This window comes from Brevundimonas aurifodinae (genome assembly GCF_040195595.1).
Classification (GTDB): domain Bacteria; phylum Pseudomonadota; class Alphaproteobacteria; order Caulobacterales; family Caulobacteraceae; genus Brevundimonas; species Brevundimonas aurifodinae.
The window spans coordinates 23,598-36,108 of sequence record NZ_JBEGDD010000001.1; the positions used below are offsets into that span (position 1 = coordinate 23,598).

A 12,511-nucleotide genomic window follows, 5' to 3' on the forward strand; every position below is an offset into this window, starting at 1 on the left:
TTGATCGTTTGAGGTGGACCCACGCGGTGCGTCCACCCTAACCGATCAGGCTCTAAGGTCACGGAATCGCCATTTCCCAGAATTTGGATGACAGTCGCGAACCAGGGGCGCATCCCGTCCCGACGGTCAAGATTTGAATGACAACGGACGAACTATGGCTAGAGGCAAGGGAGAAGACGGTCCCCACCCGGTGGACCGGCATGTCGGGCGGCGGGTTTGCGAGAAACGGATCAGCCTGGGCTATAACCAGAGCGATCTGGGCCGGGCGCTGGGGCTGACCTTTCAGCAGGTCCAGAAATACGAGAAGGGCACCAACCGGATCTCGGCGTCCAAGCTCTGGGACATCGCGCGCTTCTTCAAGGTGGACGTGGCCTACTTCTTTCAGGGCCTGGGCGGCGCGCAGCCGGGGATGGCCGAGGACGGCGCGGCAGCGTTCGATCATGACTTCCCGGCGACCCGGCACACCATCGAGATCGCCCGCCTGGCCCCGCGCCTCTCGGCGAGACAACAGAAGCTGACTCTGGATCTGATCCGCGAGATGGCAGACCGCCCTGACAGCGAATAGCCGCTGACGGTTCCCGCTGTCCTTTCTCAGGGGATCAGGAGCGTCGAGCCGACTGTCCGGCGTCCTGCAAGGGCGCGGTGGGCGTCCTGGACGCGGTCCAGTGGGAACGTCTGACCGATTTCGATCCGGACAGCGCCTGAGCGAATCACCCCGAACAGCGCCTCGGCCGAGGCGTCGAGTTCCTGGGCCGTCGCCACATAGTCGAACAGGGTCGGGCGCGTCATGAACAACGAGCCGCCGCGCGACAGGCGCAGAGGCTCGACAGGCGGCACAGGCCCCGAGGCATTGCCAAAACTGACGAAAAGACCTCGTCGTGCGAGGCTGTTCAAGGACGCGTCGAGGGTCGCGGCGCCGACGGAGTCGTAGACGACCACCACGCCCCGGCCGTCGGTGATCTGTCGCACGCGCGCGGCGACGTCCTCCTGCTCGTACAGAATGACGTGATCGCACCCGTGGGCCGAGGCGAGAGCCGCCTTGGCCTGCGACCCGACGGTTCCGATGACGGTCGCGCCGAGCGACTTTGCCCATTGGCAGAGCACCAGACCGACGCCGCCCGCCGCAGCGTGGACCAGGATAATGTGGCCCTGTTTCACGTGAAACACCCGTCGGACCAGATATTCCGCCGTCATCCCCTTGAGCATCGCGGCAGCCGCCGTCTCGAACGCGATGTCGTCGGGCAGTCGAACCGCGCGATCCTCGGCGACGACGTGCGCTTCGGCATAGGCGCCCGGGGGTCCGCTGGCATAGGCGATGCGGTCGCCGACATGGAACCGGCTGACGCCCTCGCCGATGGCCTCGACGATCCCGGCGGCCTCCAGACCAAGACCCGTCGGGTAGGCGAGCGGATAGAGCCCGTCGCGCTGATAGATGTCGATGAAGTTCAGGCCGATCGCGCGGTGACGGACCAGGATCTCTCCGCGACCCGGCACCGGGAGCGGAACATCCTGTAGGGTCAGGACCTCCGGACCCCCGGCACGGTCGAGACGGACGGCGCGCATATGGGCCATGGCGGGTTCCTTTCGGTGGCCGGATCGGCCTAAGAGGACCTTCGAGAGGTTGGAGCGCCGTGATGAAATTCAAGGTCGAAGCCGAATGCACCCCCGAGGAAGCCCGCGCTTTTCTCGGCCTGCCCGATGTCACGCCGCTGAACGAACGACTGGTCGCCGAGATGCAGGCACGGATGGAATCGAACATCACGGCCATGCAGCCCGAGGAACTGATGAAATCCTGGACCGCCTTCGGTCTTCAGGCCCAGGATCAGTTCCGGCAGATGATGCAGGCGGTCGTCACCAAGTGAGCGGGTCCCGCCTCCTCCGATGAGCGACACCATCTATGCCCTGGCGACACCACCGGGCCGGGGTGCCGTAGCGATCCTAAGACTGTCGGGTCCCGGGACGGATTCCGCCCTGAGCGCCCTATCGGTCGACCTTCCGGAGCCGCGTCTGGCCAGCGTCCGGACACTTCGCCATCGAGGCACCGCGCTCGACGAAGCCTTGGTCATCCGGTTCATCGCACCCCACAGCTATACTGGCGAACCCGCTGCGGAACTGCACCTGCACGGGGGGCGGGCGGTCGTGGAGGCCGTGTCGCTGGCGCTGGCGGACATCGGCCTTCGCCCCGCCGAGCCTGGGGAATTCACACGCCGTGCCTTCGAGAACGGCCGGATGGACCTTGCGCAGGCCGAGGCGGTCGCCGACCTCGTGGACGCCGAGACCTCCGCCCAGGCCGCTCAGGCCCTGGGCCAGCTGGATGGCGCCCTGTCGGCCACCTATGCCGGGTTTCGCCGCGACCTGCTGACCGCCCTCGCCCTGGTCGAGGCCGAGATCGACTTTCCGGACGAGGACGTGCCGGACCATCTGGCGCGGTCGGCGGGGCCCGTTCTGGACCGCCTGCTGACGGACATCTCGGCGGCGCTCGCGGATGCGGATCGGGGGCGACGGGTGCGCGAGGGCTATAGAATCGTGCTGATCGGCGAGACCAATGCCGGCAAGTCGGCGCTGTTCAACGCCCTGGTCCAGCGCGAGGCGGCCATCGTCACCCCGATCGCCGGGACCACGCGCGACGTGCTCGATGCCGACCTGGTGATCGGCGGCTATGCCGTGACCCTGTCCGACACCGCCGGTCTGAGGGAGACCGCCGATCCCGTGGAGGTCGAAGGCGTGAGGCGCGCCAGGGCCAGAGCAGAGGCGGCCGATCTGCGGCTCTGGGTGCGCGGACCGGGCGACCCGGAGGGCGACGCGTCGGACTTCGTCCAGCCGGACGACCTGATCGTCTGGACCAAGTCCGATCTCGGCGGGCAGGGCAAAGGCGAAGGCTTTCTGGTCAGCGCCACGACGGGCGAGGGTCTGGACCACTTGCAGAAAGCGCTGGCCCGGCGTCTGGCGCGCGATCTTGCTGGAGCCGACTTCCCGGCTGTGACCCGGGAGCGACACAGACGGCGGCTCGTCGAGGCGAGCGAGGCGCTTCAGGTCGCGCGGGCCCGGCTGATGGATGCGCCCGAGCTGGCGGGGGAGGACCTGCGGCGCGCCGCCGAGGCCCTGGGCCGCGTGACCGGCGGAATCGGCGTCGAGGACGTGCTCGGCGAGGTTTTCTCCACCTTCTGCATCGGGAAGTAGGACCGGCTGTTTCACGTGAAACATGGCGACGCTGGCGTTTGGCGACGCGCTGGCCTATGTCCCGCCTGCCATGAGCTCCCCCTCTGCCTTCGACGTGATCGTGATCGGCGGCGGCCACGCCGGCTGCGAAGCCGCAGCGGCCGCCGCCCGTATCGGCGCGCGCACCCTGCTGCTGACCCAGAAGCTCGAGACCATTGGAGAAATGTCCTGCAATCCCGCGATCGGGGGCCTGGGCAAGGGGCACCTGGTTCGCGAGATCGATGCGCTGGACGGGCTGATGGGCCGCCTCGCCGATGTCTCCGGCATCCAGTTTCGCATGCTGAACCGGTCCAAGGGCGCGGCGGTGCGCGGTCCGCGCAGCCAGATCGATCGAAGCCTGTATCGTGACGCCATGCAGGACGAACTGGCCCGGATGCCAAACCTGACCCTGATGGCGGGGACGGCCGAGAGCCTGATCCTCGATGGCGACCGGATCGTCGGCGTCACGACCGGCGACGGGGTGATGCTGCGCGCCGGGGCCGTGGTCCTGACGACCGGGACCTTCCTGAACGGCGTCATCCATCGCGGGAATGAGCGCGTGCCCGCCGGTCGGCATGGCGAAGTCCCGTCCACGGGACTGGCGCAGGACCTTTATGGCGCGGGCCTGTCGATGGGCCGGCTGAAGACGGGCACGCCGGCGCGTCTGGACGGCCGGACCATCGCCTGGGGTCAGCTGGAGATGCAGGCGGCCGACGACACGCCGGTTCCCTTCAGCTTCCTGACCGACCGCATCACCGTGCCGCAGATCGCCTGCGGCATCACCGCGACGACCGAGGAGACGCACCGGATCATCGCCGCGAACCTGGGCGAGAGCGCCGTCTACGGCGGTCGCCTGACCGGACGCGGCCCGCGCTACTGTCCGTCGATCGAGGACAAGGTGGTCCGGTTCGCCGACAAGACTTCGCACCAGGTCTTCCTGGAGCCCGAGGGGCTGGACGATCCGACCGTCTATCCGAACGGCATCTCGACCTCGGTCTCACCCGAGACCCAACTGGCGTTCCTGCGGACCATGCCGGGACTGGAGGCCGTCGAGGTGTTCCGCTTCGGCTATGCCATCGAGTACGACTACGTCGACCCGCGTGAACTGAGTCCGGCGTTGGAGGTCAAGCGTCGGCCGGGTCTCTATCTCGCCGGTCAGATCAACGGGACGACCGGCTATGAGGAGGCGGGCGCTCAAGGATTGATCGCGGGCCTCAACGCCGCACGCGCGGCGGCCGGATCTGATGAGATCGTGCTGGGCCGCGACCAGGCCTATATCGGTGTCATGATCGACGATCTGGTCACACGCGGTGTGACCGAGCCCTACCGGATGTTCACCAGCCGGGCGGAATACAGGTTGACGCTCCGGGCGGACAACGCCGATCAACGGTTGACCGCGCTGGGCGTCACGGCGGGTGTGGTCGGATCCCGCCGGCAAAGGCTGTTCGGGGAGAAGGCGAACCTGTTGGCGGAGGCCGGTGAGTTCGTCCGCAATACGCGGTTCACGCCCAAGGAGGCCGGAGCCCTTGGTCTGACGGTCAACGCCGATGGGCAACGTCGTTCCATCCGGGACCTGCTGGCCTATCCCGGCGTCGATCTGACAGCGTTCGAACAGGCCTATCCCGTGATCCACGACTGGCCCGCCGCCGTGCGCGAACAGGTCGAGATCGAGGCCGGTTATGCCGGATATCTGGACCGGCAGGCGGCGGACGCGGAGGCCTTGCGCCGCGACGAAGCGCTGAGCCTGCCGGGCGATATCGACTATGGGTCGGTTGGCGGTCTCTCGCATGAGGTCCGTGAAAAGCTGGCCCAGGTGCGTCCGCGCACCCTGGGACAGGCCGGGAGGATCGAGGGCGTGACGCCGGGGGCTCTGACCGCCTTGCTGTCCCATGTGAGACGGACCTCGGTCGCGGCCTGATGACCGCCGACGAATTCCGGAGCCTGACTGCAGCCACGACCGAGCGCATGTCCGAGCTGGAGATGTTCCTGGATCGACTGACCCAGACCAATGCGGTGATGAATCTGGTCGGGCCGGACAGTCTGCCGGACTTCTGGAACCGCCATGCCTGGGATTCGGCGCAGCTGCTGTCTCTCGCGCCCGAGGCCCGACGCTGGGCGGATCTGGGGGCTGGCGCGGGCTTTCCGGGGTTGATCCTCGCCATCCTGCTGAAGGGCCGGCCGGACGCCCGGGTCTGGCTGATCGATTCCCTGCAGAAACGCTGCCGTTTTCTCCAGTCCGTCGTCGATGAGCTCGCCCTGCCGGCGACGGTCGTCTGGGGCCGGGCAGAAGAGCAGGCCATCAGCGTCGACGTCGTAACGGCGCGGGCGGTGGCGCCTCTGGACAAGCTGCTGGGTTATGCACAGCCCTATATGGAGCGCGGTGCACAAGGTCTGTTTCTCAAGGGAGAGAAGGCCGAGGTCGAGTTGCGGGAGGCAGCCCGGGTCTGGCAAGTGAAGGCGGACCTCTCCGTCTCGCGCAGCGATCCGCGCGGCCGCATCGTTACCGTCCGGAGCCTGAAACGCCGTGGCTAGCAGTATGGCCAAAGTCCTGCCCAAGGGGCCCGCCCGCGTCCTCGCCGTCTCCAACCAGAAGGGCGGGGTGGGCAAGACGACGACCGCCATAAACCTGGGCACGGCCCTGGCGGCGATCGGCGAGCGGGTGCTGATCGTCGATATGGACCCCCAGGGCAATGCGTCCACGGGCCTGGGTGTTCCACGTGAAACACGCCGGATCACCATCTACGACGTGATCGTCGACGGGCGCTCCGTGCATGACGCTGCGGTGCCGACGGCCGTGCCCGGCCTCGACATCATCCCGGCCGACGCCGACATGTCCGGTGTGGAGATCGAGCTGAGCCAGGCCGATCGGCGCTCCTATCGCCTGCGTGACGCCCTCGCGGGACAGGGGCAGAACGGTAGCGCCGGGTATGACCCCCATCCCTACGACTATGTCCTGATCGACTGCCCGCCGTCGCTCAACCTGTTGACGCTCAACGCCATGGCAGCGGCGGACGGCGTTCTGGTGCCGCTGCAGTGCGAGTTCTTCGCCCTGGAAGGGTTGACGCAGTTGATGAAGACCATCGAGATGGTCCGTCAATCATTGAATCCCAGTCTTGAGATCCAGGGTCTGGTCCTGACCATGTACGACCGTCGAAACGCCCTCTCGGGACAGGTGGCGGCCGACGTCCGCGCCCATTTCGGCGAGAAGGTCTATGAGGCGGTGATACCCCGCAACGTCCGGGTGTCGGAAGCGCCGTCGTTCGGCAAGCCGGTGCTGATCTATGACCTGAAATGCACCGGCAGCCAGGCCTATCTGCGGCTGGCAAAAGAAGTCGTGGGCCGCGAAAGACGGCGTCTCGCCGCCTGATAACTGAACGGAAACAAGAGTTTGTCTGAACGTCAAAGAGGTCTGGGGCGGGGTCTGTCGGCCCTGCTGGGAGAGCCCGTCGCCGACGCCGCGCCGGTCACGTCGAGCCTGCCGATGCCGGTCGGCGTCCAGCTGGCCCCGATCGAGAGCCTCAAACCCAATCCGGATCAGCCGCGCAAGGTGTTTCGGCCTGAAGACCTGTCCGAACTCAGCCAGTCGATCCGTGACAAGGGCGTGCTCCAGCCGATCCTTGTGCGTCCCCAGCCCGGACAGGACGACGTCTGGCAGATCATCGCCGGGGAGCGGCGTTGGCGAGCGGCCCAGGCCGCGCGCCTGACCGAGGTGCCGATCATCGTCCGGGCCATGGACGATCTGGAGGTGCTGGAGGTCGCCATCATCGAGAACGTCCAGCGCGCCGACCTGAATCCCCTCGAGGAGGCGGAGGCCTATGCGTCGTTGATGGAGCGGTTCGGCCGGACCCAGGACGCGGTGGCCGGGATCGTCGGCAAGTCGCGCAGCCACGTCGCCAACACCCTGCGCCTGACGCATCTGACGCCGAGGGTGAAGGAACTGGTGGGGGAGGGCGTGCTGTCGGCCGGTCACGCCCGGGCCCTGCTGACCGCGCGCGATCCCGACGGTCTGGCGGAGAAGATCCTGCTGGAGGGGCTTAACGTCCGTCAGGCCGAGGCCCTGGCCCGCAAGTCCCAGGGCGGCGGGGACGCCAGGCCCAAGCCGGGCAAGGCGGCGGTCACGGCGTCCCCGGACACGGCGGCGCTGGAACAGGATCTGGCGGACGCCCTGGGCTTGAAGGTCTCGCTGGCGGATCGCGGCGGAAAGGGCGAGCTGACCCTGACCTGGGCCTCGCTGGAACAGCTGGACGATCTGTGTCGCCGATTGATGCGGGGCTGACGGCCGGGCCGTGCTAGGCTGAGCGTATGACCGACGAGACCGAAACCCCCGCCCAGGCCCTGAAACGGGTGCTCGCCGCCAAGAAGGCCGGCAGCCACCCGGGCGGCCCGGCCTTCAGGTCCGGCCAGCATCCGGAGAAATCCGTCAGCGCGAAGAATACAGCCCTGGCCAAGCCGGCTTTCCGCAAGGCCTCCAAGCGCGGCTAGAGCCGTCTTGGTCCATCCTGAAATCGACCCCGGCTCGCTCATTCCACGCCGTCATCCTCGGACTTGATCCGAGGATCGGATGCGGGACGAAATCACGCGCAGGCGGGAGGCGAGGTCGAGCGATCACTCCTTGGCCCGAGGTGCGGATAATCCGATCCTCGGATCAAGTCCGAGGATGACGAGTTTGGGTCTACCCAACCCGTCAGGCTCTCACGAAGCGGAGTGCTCGCCTCGTCGTCAGGTGTTCATCGACTGGAAGAAGTCCGAGTTGTTCTTGGACTGGCGCAGCTTGTCGAGCAGGAACTCGATCGCGTCCTGCGGGCCCATGGGGTTCAGGATGCGGCGCAGGACATAGGTCTTGGTCAGCTGATCCTTGGGCGTGATCAGGTCTTCCTTGCGGGTGCCGGACTTGAGCACGTCGATGGCGGGGAAGATGCGCTTGTCGGCGACCTTGCGGTCCAGCACGATCTCGGAGTTGCCGGTGCCCTTGAACTCCTCGAAGATCACCTCGTCCATGCGGCTGCCGGTGTCGATCAGGGCCGTGGCGATGATGGTCAGCGATCCGCCTTGCTCGACGTTGCGGGCCGCGCCGAAGAACCGCTTGGGCCGCTGAAGGGCATTGGCGTCGACACCGCCGGTCAGGACCTTGCCCGACGACGGCACAGTCGCGTTGTAGGCGCGGCCCAGACGGGTGATGGAGTCCAGCAGGATCACCACGTCCTTCTTGTGCTCGACCAGGCGCTTGGCCTTCTCGATCACCATCTCGGCAACAGCGACGTGGCGCGTGGCCGGCTCGTCGAAGGTCGAGGCCACGACCTCGCCCTTCACCGTGCGCTGCATGTCGGTGACTTCTTCCGGGCGTTCGTCGATCAGCAGGACGATCAGGAAGACCTCGGGGTGATTGGCCTCGATCGACTTGGCGATGTTCTGCAGCATCACCGTCTTGCCGACACGCGGCGGGGCCACGATCAGGCAACGCTGGCCCTTGCCCAGCGGCGCGACGATGTCGATGACCCGGCCGGAACGATCCTTCAGCGTCGGATCCTGGATTTCCATGTGCAGCCGCTCTTCGGGATAGAGCGGGGTCAGGTTGTCGAACAGGACCTTGGTCTTGACCGCTTCGGGGTCTTCCAGATTGATCGTGTCGACCTTCAGCAGCGCGAAATAGCGCTCGCCCTCGCGCGGCGCGCGGACGGCCCCGTGGATGGTGTCGCCCGAACGCAGGCCGAAGCGGCGGATCTGGGACGGCGAGACATAGACGTCGTCCGGACCGGGCAGATAGTTGGCGTCCGAGCTGCGCAGGAAGCCGAAGCCGTCGGGCAGGATCTCCAGCACGCCGTCGGCGATGATCTCGACCTCTTCCTCGGCGAGCGCCTTGAGGATGGCGAACAGCAGGTCCTGTTTACGCAGGTTCGAGGCGTTCTCGACCTCCAGCTGTTCGGCGAAGGCGACCAGGTCGGCCGGGGTCTTCTCGTTCAGCTCCTCGAGCGTGATGCGGCCGGACGGGACGACGGGCTCGCCGTCGTCCTCGGCTTCGGCGTCATCGCCCAGGTCGGCGGCGGCGTCCGCGTCATTGACGCCATCGGCCTCGCCCGTTTCCGGGCTGGTGCCGGAGCTCAGCACCTCTTCGGTCTCTGCGATCGGGGCGTCGGTATCGTGGGTATCGGACATGGAAAGGCTCGGATGCGCGCCGCCGAACGGACCGACGCAGGGCGACGGAACGGGCAGGGCTGAAAGTATTGGCCTTTCGGCCGGATGGGAGGGCATCGGGTCCAAAGGCGGCCGGTGTCCCGCGAAGGGGGGCCAGCGATCGGTCGATGCGGAGAGAAGGGCAGCGCCCGAACGGACGCCTCGGCATCAGCGGAACCACGAACCGAGGGTTCGGGTCAAGCGTCGCGGCTCAGAACGTCCATTCCAGGGTAACGGACAGGACCATCAGGACGGCCAGCACGAAGGGGACTTCGTTGGTCATCCGCCAGAATTTCGAGGTCCGGGTCGAGATCCCGGCGGAGATGCGCTTACGCTCCGCGACCAGAAAGCCGTGCCAGCCCAGGAGCAGGAAGACCCCGACCAGCTTGGCCCAGATCCACGGCTGGGTCAGGATCACCGCGCCCCCCAGGTGGATCAGCCACAGACCCAGCACAAGGGCGAGGACCATCGCGGGGTTGAGGATGATCTTGAGCATCCGCGTCTGCCACAGCCGCAGCAGCGCGCGCATCTCGCCCCGCAGAGGCTCAGGCTTGTCGGCCTGTTCGGCGTCATAGGCGTAGAGGCGCGGCAGGAACAGCAAACCGGCCATCCAGGCGATCACCGCCAGGATGTGCAGGCCCCGGGCAAGATCGTAGAGGTTCATGCGGCGAGCCTCTCGCGCTGGCACGGACAGGCCTTCCACCGACCCTGGCAGCCGGGGCCCGCCGGCGCGGTCCCGATCCGGCCCAGGCTCTCGGCCACCGCCCCCGCCAAACCGTCGATGAACAGGGGCGCGGTGCCGACCGCGGGCACACGCAGATAGGGGTGGACGCCGGCCTCATGAGCCAGTTCGCCGTATTCGATGTCGAGCTCGACCAGGGTCTCGATATGTTCGGAGACGAAGGCGATCGGGGTGATGACCACGCCCAGCCCCGCCTTGCCGGCCTCGACGATGGCGTCGGGCGTCGACGGCCCCAGCCATTTCAGGGGTCCAACGCGGCTTTGATAGCACAGCAGCCAGTCGGACAGTCCCGCCGCCTCGGCGACGCGGGCGACGGTGGCTTCCACCTGCTCCTGATAGGGGTCGCCTTTGCCGGTCACCAGCTTCTCGGGAATGCCGTGGGCCGAAAACAGGACGCGGATGGGCTTGCCGGGATGCTCGCGGACGGCCTCGTCCAGCTTCAGCCGCACGCCCTCGGCCTGGGCCCGGACCCAGCCGTCGAGACCGGGATAGCAGCAGATGGTGCGCGTCCGGCCCGACCCGGCATAGGCGGCGTTCCACGCCTTGAGCGAGGACTCCGTCGTGGTGGTCGAGAACTGCGGATAGAGCGGCAATAGCACCACCTCGTCCGGACCCCAGGCGGCGACATCGATCGCCGCCTCATCGGTCAGGGGGTGCCAGTAGCGCATGGCCATGAAGCTCTTGACATCATCGCCCGGAAGCAAGGCGTTGAGGGCGGCGTCGAGCGCGTCCATCTGCTTGGTGGTCTCGGCCTTCAGCGGCGATCCGCCGCCGGCGTCCATCTGGGCGTAGTTGGCCTGGGCGCTGGCTTCGCGACGCGACGCGATCAACCGGGCGAGCGGTGTGCGCGCGAACCCCGGCAATCCGATGATCGCGGGGTCGTTGAACAGGTTGAACAGAAACGGCTTGACCGTCGCCGCGTCGTCGGGCCCGCCCAGGTTGAACAGGACGACCGCGATCCGGCGACCGTTGGCCCGATTGGGTGAGCTCGCCCCCCTGGCTAGCGTCACTGCGCCCCGATCCGCTTCAACACCTGCTCGACATGAGCGATCGGCACGTCCGGCAGGATGCCGTGGCCCAGGTTGAAGATCCATGGCCCGGAGCCCCAGGCTTCCACAAGCTGATCCACCCTGCGGTCCAGCGCCGCACCGCCCACGCGAAGCAGCAGGGGATCCAGCGCGCCCTGGATCGGCTTGATCTTCTGGACCTCGCGGCCGCGCTCCAGCGAGCAGGCGGTGTCCAGCGCCACGCCCTGAACATCGACGTCGCGGGCATAGCGGTCGGCGTGCAGGGCCGAACCCCTCGGAAAGCCGATCAGGGGCACGGTAACGCCGAGCTCACGGACCCGGGCGATCAGGGCCTGATGCGGCTTCAGCACCAGGCGTTCGAACAGATCGTCGGGCAACCCTTCCGCCCAGCTCTCGAAGATCTTCAGCGCGTCGGCTCCGGCATCGGCCTGCATCTTCAGATAATGGGCGGTCGCCTCGACCAGGATGGCCAGAACCTCATCGACCTTTTCCGGCTCGGCATAGGCATAGGACCGGGCGGTGGCGCGCTCGCCCTTGCCGATCGTGTCGCGGCCGCCGTCCAGCATATAGGTGGCGACGGTCCACGGCGCTCCGGCGAAACCGATCAGGGCCCGGTGCGGCTCCAGTTCGGCGCGGACGCGGCTGAGGCTCTCTCCGACCTGCGACAGGGCCTGACCGGCGCCGGCCGTCAGCTCGCGCATCCGCTCGACGGACGGGAGTTCGCCCAGACGCGGGCCTTCGCCCGTCTCGAACCAGACCTTCTGGCCCAGCGCCTGCGGGATCAGGAGGATGTCGGCGAAGACGATCGCCGCGTCGAAGCCGAAACGCCGCATCGGCTGCATCGTCGCCTCGGCGGCCATCTCCGGGTTCAGGCAGAAGGCGATGAAGTCCGGCGCTTCGGACCGCAGTTTGCGATACTCCGGCAGATACCGGCCCGCCTGGCGCATGAACCAGACCGGAGGACGGTCGAGAGTCTCGCCCCGAAGGACACGGATCAACGAAGGCGTGGTGCTCATGACTTGGCTTTACGGGGCCACGGCGATCCCCTCAAGCCCAGGGTCTTCCTCTTATCCTGATCAGGATTCGAGAAAAGAATGGAGGAAGAAGGCAGGGGCCGGGACGGAGGGGATGGATCGTCGCTCATCCGCCTCGAAAGGCGGCTTTTCCAGATCGAGCAGGAGGCCTCACGACGCCCGTGTGACAGCCTGTCGAAAGCGGGGACAGATCCTAACGAATCCTTAACAGGGGGACCTTGGCGGGTCGGCGTGTTTGCCATCGGCCTGGGCGCCGTTAACGCCTCGTTAAGGATTTCCCCAGCGAAACGAGGAAGGGCTTTCAGCCATGGGATGATCCGGGTCCGGACCGCCGCCGC

Annotated in this window: 13 protein-coding genes; 8 read left to right on the plus strand and 5 right to left on the minus strand. The window is 67.1% G+C overall.

What is annotated here, in order from left to right; translation table 11 throughout:
* Positions 1 to 154 precede the first annotated feature (154 nt).
* On the plus strand, positions 155 to 565 hold the full coding sequence (locus tag ABN401_RS00120; protein ID WP_349682787.1) for a helix-turn-helix domain-containing protein: 411 nt from the start codon (positions 155 to 157) through the stop codon (positions 563 to 565).
* Positions 566 to 591: 26 nt separating this feature from the next.
* Here the strand turns inward: ABN401_RS00120 and ABN401_RS00125 are convergent, their stop codons facing one another.
* On the minus strand, positions 592 to 1,563 hold the full coding sequence (locus ABN401_RS00125) for a quinone oxidoreductase family protein (protein ID WP_349683234.1): 972 nt from the start codon (positions 1,561 to 1,563) through the stop codon (positions 592 to 594).
* Positions 1,564 to 1,634: 71 nt separating this feature from the next.
* On the opposite strand from ABN401_RS00125, the gene ABN401_RS00130 reads away from it, so the two are divergent.
* The 7 genes from ABN401_RS00130 to ABN401_RS00160 all read left to right on the plus strand — a co-directional run bounded on the left by ABN401_RS00130 (position 1,635) and on the right by ABN401_RS00160 (position 7,680).
* On the plus strand, positions 1,635 to 1,862 hold the full coding sequence (locus ABN401_RS00130; protein ID WP_349682788.1) for a DUF6489 family protein: 228 nt from the start codon (positions 1,635 to 1,637) through the stop codon (positions 1,860 to 1,862).
* A 19-nt stretch (positions 1,863 to 1,881) separates the two neighbouring features.
* A complete protein-coding gene (mnmE, locus tag ABN401_RS00135) occupies positions 1,882 to 3,180 on the plus strand; it encodes a tRNA uridine-5-carboxymethylaminomethyl(34) synthesis GTPase MnmE (RefSeq protein ID WP_349682789.1) in 1,299 nt (432 codons plus the stop codon).
* A gap of 70 nt (positions 3,181 to 3,250) precedes the next feature.
* Complete coding sequence (mnmG, locus tag ABN401_RS00140; RefSeq protein WP_349683235.1) at positions 3,251 to 5,116, plus strand: tRNA uridine-5-carboxymethylaminomethyl(34) synthesis enzyme MnmG; 1,866 nt, start codon at positions 3,251 to 3,253, stop codon at positions 5,114 to 5,116.
* Entirely contained in the window at positions 5,116 to 5,730 is a 615-nt protein-coding gene (gene rsmG, locus ABN401_RS00145; RefSeq protein ID WP_349682790.1) for a 16S rRNA (guanine(527)-N(7))-methyltransferase RsmG, read from the plus strand. Before mnmG ends, rsmG begins: the two co-directional genes overlap by 1 nt.
* Positions 5,731 to 5,734: 4 nt before the next feature.
* The gene (locus tag ABN401_RS00150; protein WP_349682791.1) at positions 5,735 to 6,565 is read left to right on the plus strand and encodes a ParA family protein; all 831 of its coding nucleotides are present in this window, start codon (positions 5,735 to 5,737) and stop codon (positions 6,563 to 6,565) included.
* A gap of 21 nt (positions 6,566 to 6,586) precedes the next feature.
* A complete protein-coding gene (locus tag ABN401_RS00155; protein ID WP_349682792.1) occupies positions 6,587 to 7,474 on the plus strand; it encodes a ParB/RepB/Spo0J family partition protein in 888 nt (295 codons plus the stop codon).
* 26 nt (positions 7,475 to 7,500) lie between these two features.
* A complete protein-coding gene (locus ABN401_RS00160) occupies positions 7,501 to 7,680 on the plus strand; it encodes a hypothetical protein (protein WP_349682793.1) in 180 nt (59 codons plus the stop codon).
* A 237-nt stretch (positions 7,681 to 7,917) separates the two neighbouring features.
* Here ABN401_RS00160 and rho read toward each other — a convergent pair whose 3' ends face one another.
* The 4 genes from rho to hemE all read right to left on the minus strand — a co-directional run bounded on the left by rho (position 7,918) and on the right by hemE (position 12,155).
* Positions 7,918 to 9,351 carry a transcription termination factor Rho gene (gene rho / locus ABN401_RS00165; RefSeq protein WP_349682794.1) on the minus strand — a complete coding sequence of 478 codons (1,434 nt, stop codon included), beginning with the start codon at positions 9,349 to 9,351 and terminating at the stop codon, positions 7,918 to 7,920.
* 229 nt (positions 9,352 to 9,580) lie between these two features.
* Entirely contained in the window at positions 9,581 to 10,033 is a 453-nt protein-coding gene (locus ABN401_RS00170; protein ID WP_349682795.1) for a HemJ family protein, read from the minus strand.
* Positions 10,030 to 11,121 (minus strand): ferrochelatase, encoded by a 1,092-nt coding sequence (gene hemH / locus ABN401_RS00175; protein WP_349682796.1) that lies wholly within the window; start codon positions 11,119 to 11,121, stop codon positions 10,030 to 10,032. Before hemH ends, ABN401_RS00170 begins: the two co-directional genes overlap by 4 nt.
* Entirely contained in the window at positions 11,118 to 12,155 is a 1,038-nt protein-coding gene (hemE, locus tag ABN401_RS00180) for a uroporphyrinogen decarboxylase (protein ID WP_349682797.1), read from the minus strand. The genes hemH and hemE overlap by 4 nt, the downstream gene beginning before the upstream one ends.
* Positions 12,156 to 12,511 lie beyond the last annotated feature (356 nt).